Below are 13,659 nucleotides of genomic sequence, written 5' to 3' on the forward strand. Positions count from 1 at the left end.
ATTATTTTTGTTAACTCTAAAAGAAAAGGCCGTACCCGAATCTAAAATGATCCGGGTACGGCCTTTTGAGTTAAGCTAAATTAAATTTTCATCACGCCGCCGGAGCTGGCGTTGGTGACCAGTTTGGAATAACGGGCCAGATAACCGGTTTTGACCTTCGGCTCAAAGCCTTTCCAATTGGCTTTGCGGCGCGCGAGCTCTTCATCGCTGACATGCAGCTCGATTTTGCGGTTATTCAAGTCCAGCTCGATGATGTCGCCGTCTTCAACGAAAGCGATTGGGCCGCCTTCAGCAGCCTCAGGAGAGATATGACCGATGCTGATTCCGCGGGAAGCGCCGGAGAAGCGTCCGTCGGTGATCAGACCGACCTTCGCGCCCAGACCCATGCCGACGATCTGCGACGTTGGAGCCAGCATTTCAGGCATGCCTGGACCGCCCTTTGGTCCTTCATAGCGGATGACAACAACGCAACCCTCTTTGACTTTACCGTTCGCGATCCCTTCGAGCGCTTCTTCCTGCGAGTCGAAGCAGATCGCCGGGCCTTTATGATATCCGCCAACCGAAGGGTCAACAGCTCCCACCTTGATGACGGAGCCTTCCGGCGCCAGGTTACCATACAGGATAGCAAGTCCGCCTTTCTCGGAATGCGGATTGTCGATCGGACGGATGACGTTGTGGTCGAGGATTTCGCATCCGGCAACGTTCTCGGCGAGCGTTTTGCCGGTAACGGTGATTTGATCGCCGTAGATGGCTCCCGGCTTCTTCAGCAGCTCGTTGAGCACGGCGCTGACGCCGCCAGCCCGATGCACGTCTTCGATAAAGATATCGGACGCCGGAGCCAGCTTTGCAATATGCGGCACGCGGTTGGCCACTTCATTGATCCGTTCCAGCGGGTAATCGATTCCTGCTTCTTGGGCCAAAGCCAGCGTATGCAGGACGGTGTTCGTGGAGCCGCCCATAGCCATATCCAGCGCAAAAGCGTTGTCGATCGATTCCTTCGTCACGATGTCGCGCGGTTTCAGATCAAGCTCGATCAGCTTCATCAGCTGCTGCGCAGACTTCCGGACGAATTCGCGGCGCTCTTCGGCGACAGCGAGGATGGTGCCGTTCCCCGGCAGCGCCAAGCCCAGCGCTTCAGCGAGGCAGTTCATCGAGTTGGCCGTGAACATACCGGAACACGAACCGCAGGTCGGACAGCCGTATTGTTCCAGTTCGAGCAAGTCCTTGTCGCTGATTTGTCCGGCTTGGTGGGCGCCAACGCCTTCAAAGACGGAGGTCAAGGACAATCTGCGTCCTTTGCTGTCGACGCCGGCTTTCATTGGACCGCCGCTGACAAAGACGGTTGGGATATTGACGCGCAAGGCGCCCATCATCATCCCTGGCGTGATTTTGTCGCAGTTCGGAATGCAAACCATCCCGTCGAACCAGTGCGCGGAAACTACAGTCTCGAGCGAGTCGGCGATGATTTCCCGGCTTGGCAGGGAATAACGCATCCCAATGTGTCCCATCGCGATCCCGTCGTCTACACCAATGGTATTGAATTCAAACGGAACGCCGCCCGCTTCGCGGATCGCTTCCTTAACGATTTTACCGAACTCTTGTAAGTGCACATGTCCAGGCACGATATCGATATAAGAGTTGCAGACCGCGATAAACGGTTTGCCGAAATCTTCTTCCTTCACGCCTGCAGCACGCAGCAAGCTGCGGTGCGGCGCGCGGTCGAAGCCTTTTTTGATCATATCAGAACGCATTTTCTTGGCTGGCATGATCTCCGATCCTCCCATGATTCATTATAGTTTTGGAGCTTTACACCGCTAAAGGTTTTCTCTAAAGTCTATCATAAGTGGTTATGATTTTCTACCTATCGATCACAGGAAAAAGCATGGGGAATGGTGTGGATCGGGTCTATAAAAACAAAGAAAATCTCCGGGGGTTCCGGAGATTTCTTAAGACTTACGCTTCGATTCCGGGTTTACTGCGGGCGATCCCGCCTTTACGGCCGATTTCCCGGTAAAAGCCTTTATCATGCTTCTGGGATGTCGCCTCGCCGCCCTTCTGGCCGATTTCCTGATAAAATTCGCGGTTGTGGGTTTTCGAGGTCGCTTCGCCGCCTTTTTGCCCGATTTGCTTATAAAAGGATTTGCCGTGGTTTTTGGCCGTGGCCAGTCCTCCCAGACGTCCTGCTTCTTCCCGGGTCATCTTGCTTTGGCTTCGTGCCATCGAATCCCTCCTTGGATTTTATTTTGGAGTACGTATGTTTTATTTACCACGGATTTCCATGTTGAAACGGATTTATCTAAAATTTTAAGGATTCGCCAAAAGATATCTATTAAATAATTAGGAAGTAATGAGATGACTTAGGAGCCGCCGCAGCCCACACCTGTGAAAATGGTATAATAAGGACAATGTAGGGAAGGGGGAGCGAGGATGGCCACGATCGAAGTGCGCGGGCAGAAAGCAGCTTGCAAGGCCATTTTGTTTGATAAAGATGGAACGCTGTTGAATTTTATGGGGCTATGGGGCAGCTGGGCCGCGGTCTTAACCGATCTGATGGAGCGGAAGCTGGCTGAGTTGGGCTCGCCTGGCGGGTTCAACAAATCCGCGCTGCTAGGCCTTCAAACGGATGAGCGAAACCGGGTGATCGGTTACGACAAAACCGGTCCGATTGCGATGGGGACGGAAGAAGAGATCATTGCGCTACTGGCATCGACGTTATATGCCGCAGGGCTGCCTTGGAACGAAGCGACAACCGTTGTTCGCGAATTAAATGCAACGGCGATGGCGGAGCTCAAGCGGCGGCGGGAAGCGGTGCCTTTGCCCGGGCTGCGCGATTTTGTCCAGAGTTGCCGTGAGGCGGGTGTGAAGCTGGCGGTCGTCACCTCCGACTCAACCTCGGAGGCGCTGGAGCATCTGGAATGGCTTGGCATCCGGGATGCGTTCGCCAGCGTGGTTGGCCGGGATCGCGTTGCCCGGGGCAAGCCGGGGCCGGACATGGCGCTGCTCGCCTGCCGTGAACTGGGGCTATCGCCAAGCGAAGCGGTGGTCATTGGCGACAGCAACGCCGATATGCAAATGGGAAAGCGTGCAGGCGTCGTGATGACCATTGGCGTGTCGGAGGAGTACGGTGAAGAGGCCCAGGAAGCAGTTTATTTGCGGGCCGCGGACGTTATTATATCTAATTATCGCGAGTTGACGATACATCCATAGGAGGTTCGAGCGGATGAGCAAAGAGATCGACACGTTGGCAGCATGGATTGAGGAGAGTTCAAACATTGTATTTTTTGGAGGGGCCGGGGTATCTACCGAAAGCGGAATCCCTGACTTCCGTTCGGCGGCGGGCATCTATCAGATGGAGAACGCGTCGCCTTATGCGCCGGAGGAGATTTTGAGCCGGAGGTTCTTCGATCGGCATCCGGACGTATTTTTCGATTTCTATAAGACGAAAATGCTCCATCCGGAGGCGCAGCCCAACGCCGCGCACCGCTGTTTGGCTGAGTTGGAGCGAGCAGGGAAGCTAAGCGTTGTGGTGACGCAAAATATCGACGGGCTCCATCAACAGGCGGGCAGCCGCCGCGTGCTGGAGCTGCACGGATCGGTGCACCGCAACACCTGCATGGAATGCGGCCGTACCTATACGTTAAAGGACGTCATGGACAGCGAAGACGTCGTGCCGCGCTGCAGCTGCGGCGGCATCATCAAGCCGGATGTGGTGCTGTATGGGGAGAACCTGAATGAGCAGGTGATGCAGGACACGGTAACGGCGATCGCCGGCGCTGACCTGCTGGTGATTGGCGGAACCTCGCTGACGGTGCAGCCCGCAGCTCATCTGGTCACCTATTTCCGCGGCGAACGGACGGTGCTGATCAACGCCTCGTCCACCGCGTATGATAACCGGGCTGACCTCTTGATCACCGAGCCGATTGGCGAGGTGCTGGGGGCCGTTTCCCGGAAGCTGGACTTGGCGGAGTGAGACGAGGCTCGCGAATTTTGCGTAGACTCACTCCTTCGCGGGATTCCGGGTGACCGCCCGGCGATATTCGCTTGGTGATTCGTTGTGAAACCGGCGGAACTGCCGTGAGAAGTAGAGCGGATCGGTAAGGCCGACAGAAGCGGCGATTTGCTCGATCGACAGCTCGGGACGTTCGCGCAGCAGTTGGCGGGACTTATCGATTCTCAACTTCAGCAGGTAGGTGACGGGGGTGAAGCCCGTTTCTTTTTTGAAAATCCGCGAAAGATAAGCTCGATTATAGCCCAAGGATGCGCACATCTGCTCGATGGAGACCGGATGCGCGTATTGGCTGGCCATATAATGAATCATTTGCTTCACGATCCGCTGAACGCCCGATTCGCCCGACGGCAGCGCGGAGGCCATGCCAAGCGTCTCTTGAGCTTCGGCCATAATTTGATGAAGCAGCCCCAGCGACAGCAGATGGGAGCTGTTTTTTTTCGTTTGGAATGCTTGTAACACGCTGCTGAGCATGGCAGGGATCGGGCTGTTCCCGCCTTGCCGGAACACCGGCTGCTGCGGGGTGAAGCCGGCTCGCTTCACGAGCTCCGCCGCCTTAACTCCGGTGAAGGCGATCCAACGATAACGCCAAGGCTCGGCCACATCGGAAGCATAACTGACGAGCTGATCGGGGAGAATCAGGAAGCCATCCCCTTCGCTCAGCTCATAGGAGGCGGATTCGGTCCGGAACGTGCCCTTGCCTTGCTCTACGAAATGCAGAAGGAAATAATCATAAATTTTCGGGCCCAGCCGGTGATCGGGAAGGGTCTGACTTTCGCCGGCGAACAGAACATGCAGCTCATCTGTCTCGATCAAATCCGGGTTGGCGGCCGCGCTATAGGTTTCTTTGAACATGGGATAGTCTCCTTTGACCAGGGGGACGGATAATGCCCCATAAGTCTTCGCTCCCATTTTACTCCGAAAAGTCACATTTATCTATATTGTTCTCGCAAAGTTGCATTATCAAAGCAAAGCGATTTCATTATACTGGGTACAAGAATCAAAGATTTCATGACGATGGGGTGTACGTTGATGAAAAAGCAGGAAATGGAACAATTGTTTATATTCAAATATGGGGAAAGCGCTGAGCCGATTCGCGTATTTAACGCCCCAGGACGGGTGAACTTGATCGGTGAGCATATCGACTACAACGGGGGGTATGTGTTCCCGGCGGCGTTGGAATTTGGGACGACGCTGGCGATCCGCAAGCGCGCTGACGGCAAAGTCGCCTTTGCTTCCAGCAACCTGCCTTACACGGCAGAGCTGGCACTGGAAGAGCTCGGCACAAGCAAAACCGGTGAATGGATCGACTATCCGATCGGCGTTTACGTGGAGCTGAAGAAGCTGGGCATCTCGCTTACGAGCGGGTATGACCTGCTGTTCCATGGCGAAATTCCGAACGGTGCGGGCTTGTCCTCCTCCGCATCGATTGAAGTGGTAACGGCCTTGGCGTTCGTGAGCATGGAAGGGAAGGAGCTCGACAAGGTGGAAATCGCCCGGTTGTCTCAGCGGGCTGAGAATCAATATGTCGGCGTAAACAGCGGCATTATGGACCAGTTCGCGGTGGCGAACGGGGCCAAGGACCATGCGATCCTGCTGATGTGCGACACCTTGGAATACAAGCTGGTCCCGTTCCGGACAGGCGCGTATAAGCTGGTCATTGGCAATACGAAGAAACGCCGCGGGCTGGTCGATTCCAAATACAACGAACGGCGTTCGGAATGTGATGCTGCGCTGGAGATTTTGCAAAAACGCGAGCCGGGCTTGGAGTTCTTGGCCCACCTGAAGCCGGAGCAGTTGGAGCAGTGGCGGGGAGATTTTACGAACGAAGTGCTGTATAAACGGGCCAAACACGTGGTGGAAGAGAACGCGCGCGTGCTGAAATCGGTGGATGCGCTGAGCGCCAACGATTTGAAGGCTTTTGGCGAGCTGATGAACGCCTCCCATGATTCGCTGCGTGACTTGTACGAGGTGAGCTGCCTGGAGCTGGACGTGATGGTTGAGGAAGCACGGAAGATCGAAGGCACATTGGGCGCCCGGATGACCGGGGCCGGATTTGGCGGCTGTACAGTATCGCTGGTGCATGAGGATTCGGTAGAGCGGTTCGTGTCCGAGGTTGGTCGGTCTTATAAGGAACGGACAGGGCTGGAAGGCGAATTTTACGTGTGCGGCGTAGGCGACGGCGTACATGAGATGAAAGGGGAGTAATCATCATGGCGATACTGGTTACGGGGGGAGCCGGTTATATCGGCTCGCATACAGTAGCGGCGCTGCTGGAGCAAGGAAGAGAGGTCGTCGTGATCGACAACCTGCAGACCGGACATCGCGAGGCGTTGCTCGGCGGTAAGCTGTATGAAGGAGATCTGCGCGATAAGGCGCTGTTGGCCAAGTTGTTTGCCGAGAACGAGATCGAAGCGGTCATCCATTTTGCCGCGAACTCTCTGGTTGGGGAGAGCATGAAGGATCCGGTCAAATATTTTGACAATAACGTGTACGGGACGCTTTGCTTGTTGGATGCGATGGATCAGGCGAATGTGCGCAAGATCGTGTTCTCCTCCACGGCGGCAACCTACGGCGAACCGGAAAAAGTGCCGATTGAAGAGAGTGATCCGACCCGGCCAACGAACGTGTATGGCGAAACGAAGCTGACGATGGAACGGATGATGGCTTGGTTCGATCAGGTGTTGGGGATCAAATACGTGTCTCTGCGTTACTTCAACGCGGCTGGTGCCCATGAGAGCGGCAAAATCGGCGAGGACCATCGCCCGGAAAGCCATTTGATCCCGTTGATCATTCAAGCGGCCTTGGGACAACGTCCGTCCATCCAGGTGTTCGGCGATGACTACAACACGGCGGACGGTACTTGTGTCCGCGACTATATCCACGTGAGTGATTTGGCCGATGCCCATCTGCGCGCGGTGGATCATTTGCTGGGCGGCGGAGAGAGCGACGTATTTAACCTTGGCAACGGGCAAGGTTTCTCGGTCAAGGAAGTGATCGAAACCGTGAAGCAGGTCACCGGCCGCGACTTCCCGGTCGCGATCAGCCCGCGCCGCGCCGGCGATCCGGCGGTGCTCATCGCTTCCTCGGACAAAGCCCGCCGCGTGCTGGGCTGGAATCCGACTCGCAACAAGCTGCCCGGCATCATTGAAAGCGCATGGCAATGGCATAACAGCCATCCGAACGGTTATAACGACTAAGGGAGTGTTATGGGATGGGAGTAGAAGAGAGAAGTCGTCAAGACGCGCTTCATGCGATTGAACGGCTAGTGAATTATGCGCTCGAGCAGGGCCTGATCGATTGGTGGGACGTGGACTATTCGCGCAATCGTCTCCTGGAGCTGTTCTCCTTTGATGAGCCGTACACCGGCGAAGTGGCGAAGGAGGCGCTGACCGGACCGCAGGAGCCGCTTGAGATCTTGATCGATTACGGGCTTACGATCGGCTTGATTCCGGAAGATACCGCTACGTACCGCGATTTGCTGGATGCGAAAATCATGGGCTTGCTCATGCCGCGCCCGTCGGAAACAATCGCCGCCTTCCGCAAAACGGAAAGCGAGCAGGGAATTGCCGCCGCGACCGACGCCTTCTATAAGTTGTCGGTAGCCAGCAATTACATCCGGATGGACCGGGTGCGTCAGAACATCTATTGGGAGCAGCCGACGCCGTTTGGAGACATGGAAATCACGATTAACCTGTCCAAACCGGAGAAGAATCCGAAGGAAATCGCGATGGCGAAGCTGCTGCCGCCTCCGGTGTACCCTAAATGTCAGTTGTGCCGCGAGAACGTTGGTTATGCCGGACGACTGAATCATCCAGCCCGCCAGAATTTGCGAGTTATTCCACTGACGCTGAACGGGGAGCCGTGGTTTTTCCAATACTCGCCTTACGTCTATTACAACGAGCATTGTATCGTGTTCCACCACGATCACATTCCGATGAAGCTGACCCGCGATACGTTTAAGCGGCTGTTGGAATTCACGACGTTGTTCCCGCATTACTTCATCGGCTCCAACGCGGATCTGCCGATCGTCGGCGGGTCGATTCTGACGCACGACCATTTCCAGGGGGGACGCCACACGTTTCCATTGGAAAAAGCACCAGTCGAAGCTGTCTACGTCCATCCGGACTTCGCCGGCGTCACCGTCGGCAGGGTGAAGTGGCCGATGTCTGTGCTGCGGGCGAACGGCCAAGAGCGGGAAGCCGTGTTGGAAGCGGTAGATCATCTGTACGAAAAATGGAAGCAATACAGCGACCCATCTGTTGGCGTCCTGGCCTTCTCCGAGCAGGAGGGGGAATCCGTGCCGCATAACACGGTAACGCCGATCGTTCGCCGCAGCGCGGACGGCGGGTATGAAGCGGACATCGTCCTGCGCAATAACCGGACGGACGAACAGCATCCCGAAGGGATTTTCCATCCGCACCGCGAGATGCATCACATCAAGAAGGAGAACATCGGCCTGATTGAAGTCATGGGCGTAGCCATCCTTCCGGGCCGGCTGAAGGAAGAACTGGCGGGGGTTGCTGACATTCTGAGCGGCGATAAGGCGCTCTATGAGCAAACTGTATCCGATCCGAATGCCCGCTTGGCCGTGCATGCGGACTGGGTGAAGGAACTGGTTGCACGCGTTGGCATGTCGTTGGGTCGTGAAGAGGCCGAAGCGCTGCTGCGTGATGAGGTTGGCCGCAAGTTCGCGGAGATCCTTGGACATGCCGGCGTATTTAAAGCGACGCCCGAAGGCTGTGAGGCTTTCGAACGCTTTGTTGAATCGATTGGTTACCGCAGACGGTAAGGCATAACCGAATTAGAAGTAAAGGGGCGTTCCAAATCGATAAAGGTTTGGGATGATCCCTTTTTCTGTTTGTTATTTTGTTACAGTTAGAAGTATAATAGTTTGGGAGTTCGAAGAGGCTAGAAATAGCACCAGCGCATTGTAGAAACGCTCCATTTACATAACCAAATTTTAGGAGGAGTTACGGCATGGACAATTTCGTATTTCATAATCCAACCAAGCTGATCTTCGGCAAAGGCCAGCTGGAGGCGCTTCGCAACGAGGTGCCGGCTTACGGCAAAAAAGTGCTGCTAGTCTACGGCGGCGGCAGCATTAAACGCAGCGGGCTGTACGATCAAGTGACTGCCATTCTGCGGGAAATCGGCGCCGAAGTGACGGAGCTTGCGGGCGTTGAGCCGAACCCGCGTCTTTCGACGGTGCACCGCGGGGTCGAGCTGTGCAAATCCAACGGCATCGAGCTGGTTCTTGCCGTCGGCGGCGGCAGCGTGCTGGACTGCTCGAAGGCGATTGCCGTCGGGGCTAAATACGACGGGGATATGTGGGATTTCGCAGAGCGCAAAGCCGTACCGAAAGCCGCCCTGCCGCTCGGAACGGTACTTACGATGGCCGCAACTGGCTCCGAAATGAACGGAAACTCCGTCATTTCCAACGAAGAAACTAAGGAGAAGCTGGGTTGGAGCAGCAAGCTGGCTTATCCTGCATTCTCCATCCTTGATCCGCAGTTCACGGTTTCCTTGCCGAAAGACCAAACGGTGTACGGCATGGTGGATATCATGTCTCATGTATTCGAGCATTATTTCCATCCAACGCCAAACACTCCGCTGCAGGATGAGTTCTGCGAAGGGCTGCTGCGGACGGTGATCGAAACGGCACCGAAGCTGGTACAGGATTTGGAAAACTACGACCTCCGGGAAACGATTCTGCTGTGCGGCACATTGGCGCTGAACGGCGTGCTGAACATGGGCTTGTCCGGGGACTGGGCTACTCACAACATCGAACATGCTGTGTCGGCGGTTTACGATATTCCGCATGGCGGCGGCCTGGCCATCCTGTTCCCGAACTGGATGAAATATAACCTGAAGCAGGATGTCGCCCGCTTTAAGCGTCTGGCGATCAACGTCTTCCATGTCGATCCTGCCGGCAAGAGCGATGAGGCAGTGGCGCTTGAGGGCATCGAAGCGTTGCGGTCATTCTGGAACTCGATTGGCGCACCAAGCCGCTTGGCGGATTACGGCATTGACGACAGTCAACTGGAAGTTATGGCCGATAAAGCGGTCCGCTTTGGTTCGTTTGGCAATTTTGCCGTGTTGGATAAACAGGACGTGCTCGAAATTTATCGGATGTCGCTGTAAATCCCCGCTTCATAGATCCCTACTTAAAATAACCGGTCTCACGACTTGGCGTCGTAGGCCGGTTTTTCTTTTTTTGAAACATATTTCACCAATTTACGTATTTAATTGTAGAGTCCAACAATATTTTGGGTAGAGGGAGGAACGGGATGGAAGCGCTGTTTTGGGGTTGTTTCGTCGGCGGTGCTTTGTTTGCCGTCATCAGCGCCGTGCTTGGTGACTTGATCGGAAGCTGGCTGGATGGCGTGTTTGATTTCCTGTCCGCGGATTTTCTCAAGCCGATCATCACGGCATCGGCGATCACGTCCTTTGGCGGAGCCGGTATTTTGCTGGACCGATACACCGGGCTTGGCACGGCTGTTGTAGTGGTTTTAGCGATAGTTGCAGCCGTCCTGCTGTCTGCTACCGTGTATTTCGCCTATGTGAAACCGATGGAGAACAGTGAAAATTCCACGGGATTCTCTGAATCGGAGCTGCCCGGTAAAATCGGCGAAGTCACCGTGCCCATTCCGGCGCAAGGGTATGGCGAAGTGATGGTGAAGCAGGTAGGCGGCAATTCGCTGCATATCGCCTCCAGCTGGGATCGGAAGGAGATTCCCGCCGGAACAGCCGTCGTTGTGATCGGGACGGCGAAGGACGGGACCGTCCAGGTTTCCGAGCTTTACCCCCACCCGATGTAATGCCAATTAAAGAAGAGGGAGCTGATGTCATTGTTCGAAAGTTTTCCGGATTTCCTACTGATCCCCGTGATCGTGATTGCAGTCATTGTCGTGCTTGGGCTGGCGTTTTGGGCAAGATACAAAACGGTGGGCCCCGATGAGGCGATGATTGTGACGGGGTCTTTTCTAGGCAGCAAAAACATTTCCGACGACCAATCCGGCCGCAAAATCAAAATCGTGCGCGGCGGCGGGGCATTTATCTGGCCGATCTTTCAGAAAGCCGAGTTTATGTCGCTGCTATCCCATAAGCTTGACGTGATGACGCCCGAGGTCTACACCGAGCAAGGGGTGCCGGTATCTGCAGACGGCGTGGCCATCATTAAAGTGGGCAGCTCGATCGAAGACGTCGCAACAGCCGCCGAACAATTTATGGGCAAACCCATCGAATCGCTGAAGGGCGAGGCACAGGAAGTGCTGGAAGGCCATCTGCGTTCCATCCTGGGCTCGATGACCGTTGAGGAAGTCTATCGCAACCGCGACAAGTTTGCTCAGGAAGTGCAAAGCGTCGCAGCCCGGGATCTGAAGAAAATGGGACTGCAGATCGTTTCGTTCACGATCAAGGACGTTCGGGATAAGCACGGTTATTTGGAGGCGCTTGGGAAGCCGCGGATCGCTGCGGTTAAGCGGGACGCCGACATCGCTGAGGCCGAAGCCCAGCGGGATGCACGGATCCAGAAAGCGCTGGCCGAGGAAGCTGGGCAGAAGGCCGAGCTGGTGCGCGATACGAACATCGCCGAGGCTGAGAAAGAGAAGGAACTGAAGGTAGCGTCCTTCAAGAAGGAGCAGGACACTGCCAGAGCCGAAGCCGACCAAGCTTATCACATTCAGGAAGCTCGGGCTAAGCAAGTGATGGTCGAAGAGCAGATGAAGGTCGAGCTGGTGCGGAAGGAACGGGAAATCGATCTGCAGGACAAAGAAATTATCGTCCGTCAGAAGCAATATGATGCTGAAGTGAAGAAAAAGGCCGATGCGGACCGTTATGCCGTCGAGCAGGCCGCCGAAGCGGAAAAAGCCCGGAAGATGCGGGAAGCCGATGCGCTGCAATACTCGATCGAAACGCAGGCCAAAGCTTCCGCTGAACAGAAGCGGCTAGAAGGCCTGGCGATTGCGGATGCCGAACGGGCCAAAGGGACGGCGGATGCTGAAATCATCCGTCTGCGCGGCTTGGCCGAGGCCGAAGCGAAGGAGAAGCTGGCCGAAGCGTTCCAGAAATTCGGCGAGGCGGCGATCCTCGATATCGTAATGAAGATGCTGCCGGAGCTGGCAAGCAAGATCGCTGCACCGCTGTCCTCCATCGACAAGCTGACCGTCGTCGATACCGGCAAAGGCGAGGGAGCCGCTCGCGTCAGCAACTACGTGACCGAGCTGATGGCCACAGCGCCTGACATGCTCAAGAGCGTCTCCGGGATCGAACTCGATCGGTTGATCCAAAGCCTGACCAAAGGCAAAGTTGTCGCCGCAACACCGGAGCTTGAGACGGCTTCCGTCAAGTCTGCAGCAGGCGGAAAGGTGCCAGATCCGGTTGTGCTGGAAACCGCGGCTTCGAAGGCAGCCGACCCAGACCAAAAGTAGGGCCTAAGGTGGCTTGACAACCGCCCTCCATCCGTGTATCTTGTCCTAGGATAAAAAGAAACCGGCGTCCCGCTCATCATCAGAGTGAGGACGCCTTTGAAATGCCTGGGAATCGGCTGACGGCGCCCAAAAAATCCATTATAATGGGCTTAACCGTTTTCGGAATATAGGAAAAGAGGTGCTACTGTGTTGTGAACAGCCTGCGCGTGGCCAAAGTGTTGAATAACAATGTCATCATCGCAAATCATCCGGAGCATGGCGAGGTCGTTGTCATCGGCAAAGGCATCGGATTTAACCGAAAAACGGGAGATTCCATTTCGCTGGAAGCCGTCGAGAAGATGTTTATCCTTACGAACCAGCAGGAGCAGGAGCAATACAAGCAACTCGTGCACCAGGTGGATGAACAGCTGATCGAGATCATCGGCGAAATTATTATGTATATTTCCGGGAAAACTCAAACCGAGCTTAATGAGCATATTCACATCGCGTTAACTGATCACTTGGCGTTTGCGATAAAACGGGCGGAGCAGGACATCGCGTTTCATAATCCATTTTTGTTCGAGACGAAGGAAATTTATCCGCTGGAATATGAATTGGCGGAATATGCCATTCGTTTGATCAAGGAGAGGCTGGGTATTGATCTTGGTGAAGACGAAATTGGCTTCGTTGCGCTTCACATCAACAGCGCCATCACCAACCGTCACATCAGCGAGGTCCGCGGACATGCCCAGTTGATCGCCGATTTGGTAGGCATCATCGAGAAGGAGCTTCGCTTCTCGATCCTCCGCAATTCGCTGGACTATTCGCGTCTGCTCACCCATTTGCGGTTCGCGATCGAGCGGATTCGGCGGGGAGAGCAAGTCGGCGAAGTCGACAAGCTGGAACAGCTGCTCAAGCAGGAGTATCCTGTGTTGTATTCGCTTGCCTATAAATTGACAAAAGTTATGGAGCAACGGCTCAAGCTGCCGGTTTATAAGGCAGAGGTTAGTTATTTAACCATGCATTTACACCGTGTGGCTCCGGCAAATCTTCAATAGCTTGCTTGCGCGAAAAAAGAAGGTCTGCTATAATTCCTAATGCATTAACAACAACTTCATAATCACAATGTGTGACTGATTCGATCAGGCATGAGTTGATAAAGGTTTTTTTGGATTGTATTGGACGGTTACGGGGTATTATATCCGTAAGCGATCACGGTACAGCACAAATGACCTATATTGG

Annotated in this window: 12 protein-coding genes; 9 read left to right on the forward strand and 3 right to left on the reverse strand. The window is 54.9% G+C overall.

The features are described 5' to 3' along the window. Positions 1 to 80 precede the first annotated feature (80 nt). Complete coding sequence (gene ilvD / locus M3G15_RS04775; RefSeq protein WP_009224372.1) at positions 81 to 1,766, reverse strand: dihydroxy-acid dehydratase; 1,686 nt, start codon at positions 1,764 to 1,766, stop codon at positions 81 to 83. Positions 1,767 to 1,953: 187 nt separating this feature from the next. Then, on the reverse strand, positions 1,954 to 2,220 hold the full coding sequence (locus tag M3G15_RS04780; protein ID WP_260070229.1) for a KGG domain-containing protein: 267 nt from the start codon (positions 2,218 to 2,220) through the stop codon (positions 1,954 to 1,956). A gap of 207 nt (positions 2,221 to 2,427) precedes the next feature. Between M3G15_RS04780 and M3G15_RS04785 the strand changes: the two genes are divergently transcribed. Then, on the forward strand, positions 2,428 to 3,207 hold the full coding sequence (locus M3G15_RS04785) for an HAD family hydrolase (protein WP_009224370.1): 780 nt from the start codon (positions 2,428 to 2,430) through the stop codon (positions 3,205 to 3,207). 13 nt (positions 3,208 to 3,220) lie between these two features. Then, the gene (locus M3G15_RS04790; RefSeq protein ID WP_260070230.1) at positions 3,221 to 3,970 is read left to right on the forward strand and encodes an NAD-dependent protein deacylase; all 750 of its coding nucleotides are present in this window, start codon (positions 3,221 to 3,223) and stop codon (positions 3,968 to 3,970) included. Positions 3,971 to 3,997: 27 nt separating this feature from the next. On the opposite strand, the gene M3G15_RS04795 is transcribed toward M3G15_RS04790, so the two are convergent. After that, entirely contained in the window at positions 3,998 to 4,861 is an 864-nt protein-coding gene (locus tag M3G15_RS04795; RefSeq protein WP_260070231.1) for an AraC family transcriptional regulator, read from the reverse strand. 177 nt (positions 4,862 to 5,038) lie between these two features. Here M3G15_RS04795 and M3G15_RS04800 point away from each other — a divergent pair, with 177 nt between their 5' ends. From M3G15_RS04800 to glcT, 7 genes are all read left to right on the forward strand, one after another. After that, positions 5,039 to 6,214: a galactokinase gene (locus tag M3G15_RS04800; protein ID WP_036644705.1), complete on the forward strand. Its 1,176-nt coding sequence runs from the start codon at positions 5,039 to 5,041 to the stop codon at positions 6,212 to 6,214. Positions 6,215 to 6,219: 5 nt separating this feature from the next. Beyond that, entirely contained in the window at positions 6,220 to 7,206 is a 987-nt protein-coding gene (galE, locus tag M3G15_RS04805) for a UDP-glucose 4-epimerase GalE (protein WP_009224366.1), read from the forward strand. Between the two features lie 14 nt (positions 7,207 to 7,220). Then, positions 7,221 to 8,798, forward strand: a complete 1,578-nt coding sequence (locus M3G15_RS04810; RefSeq protein WP_260070232.1) for a UDP-glucose--hexose-1-phosphate uridylyltransferase — start codon at positions 7,221 to 7,223, stop codon at positions 8,796 to 8,798. Positions 8,799 to 8,986: 188 nt separating this feature from the next. Next, positions 8,987 to 10,150, forward strand: a complete 1,164-nt coding sequence (locus tag M3G15_RS04815) for an iron-containing alcohol dehydrogenase (protein WP_009224364.1) — start codon at positions 8,987 to 8,989, stop codon at positions 10,148 to 10,150. 146 nt (positions 10,151 to 10,296) lie between these two features. After that, positions 10,297 to 10,827, forward strand: coding sequence for an NfeD family membrane protein (locus M3G15_RS04820; RefSeq protein ID WP_009224363.1), 531 nt, complete (start codon positions 10,297 to 10,299; stop codon positions 10,825 to 10,827). 24 nt (positions 10,828 to 10,851) lie between these two features. Further along, positions 10,852 to 12,438 (forward strand): flotillin lipid rafts scaffold protein FloT, encoded by a 1,587-nt coding sequence (locus M3G15_RS04825; protein ID WP_036644703.1) that lies wholly within the window; start codon positions 10,852 to 10,854, stop codon positions 12,436 to 12,438. Between the two features lie 191 nt (positions 12,439 to 12,629). Next, positions 12,630 to 13,475 (forward strand): glucose PTS transporter transcription antiterminator GlcT, encoded by an 846-nt coding sequence (glcT, locus tag M3G15_RS04830; RefSeq protein ID WP_260070233.1) that lies wholly within the window; start codon positions 12,630 to 12,632, stop codon positions 13,473 to 13,475. Positions 13,476 to 13,659: the final 184 nt, after the last annotated feature.

It is taken from the genome of Paenibacillus sp. p3-SID1389 (assembly GCF_025151705.1).
Taxonomy (GTDB): domain Bacteria; phylum Bacillota; class Bacilli; order Paenibacillales; family Paenibacillaceae; genus Fontibacillus; species Fontibacillus phoenicis.

Coding starts and splice junctions, on each gene's coding strand:
- ilvD (WP_009224372.1), bottom strand. CDS start 1,766: ATGCCAGCCAAGAAAATGCGTTCTGATATGATCAAAAAAGGCTTCGAC.
- M3G15_RS04780 (WP_260070229.1), bottom strand. CDS start 2,220: ATGGCACGAAGCCAAAGCAAGATGACCCGGGAAGAAGCAGGACGTCTG.
- M3G15_RS04785 (WP_009224370.1), top strand. CDS start 2,428: ATGGCCACGATCGAAGTGCGCGGGCAGAAAGCAGCTTGCAAGGCCATT.
- M3G15_RS04790 (WP_260070230.1), top strand. CDS start 3,221: ATGAGCAAAGAGATCGACACGTTGGCAGCATGGATTGAGGAGAGTTCA.
- M3G15_RS04795 (WP_260070231.1), bottom strand. CDS start 4,861: ATGTTCAAAGAAACCTATAGCGCGGCCGCCAACCCGGATTTGATCGAG.
- M3G15_RS04800 (WP_036644705.1), top strand. CDS start 5,039: ATGAAAAAGCAGGAAATGGAACAATTGTTTATATTCAAATATGGGGAA.
- galE (WP_009224366.1), top strand. CDS start 6,220: ATGGCGATACTGGTTACGGGGGGAGCCGGTTATATCGGCTCGCATACA.
- M3G15_RS04810 (WP_260070232.1), top strand. CDS start 7,221: ATGGGAGTAGAAGAGAGAAGTCGTCAAGACGCGCTTCATGCGATTGAA.
- M3G15_RS04815 (WP_009224364.1), top strand. CDS start 8,987: ATGGACAATTTCGTATTTCATAATCCAACCAAGCTGATCTTCGGCAAA.
- M3G15_RS04820 (WP_009224363.1), top strand. CDS start 10,297: ATGGAAGCGCTGTTTTGGGGTTGTTTCGTCGGCGGTGCTTTGTTTGCC.
- M3G15_RS04825 (WP_036644703.1), top strand. CDS start 10,852: ATGTCATTGTTCGAAAGTTTTCCGGATTTCCTACTGATCCCCGTGATC.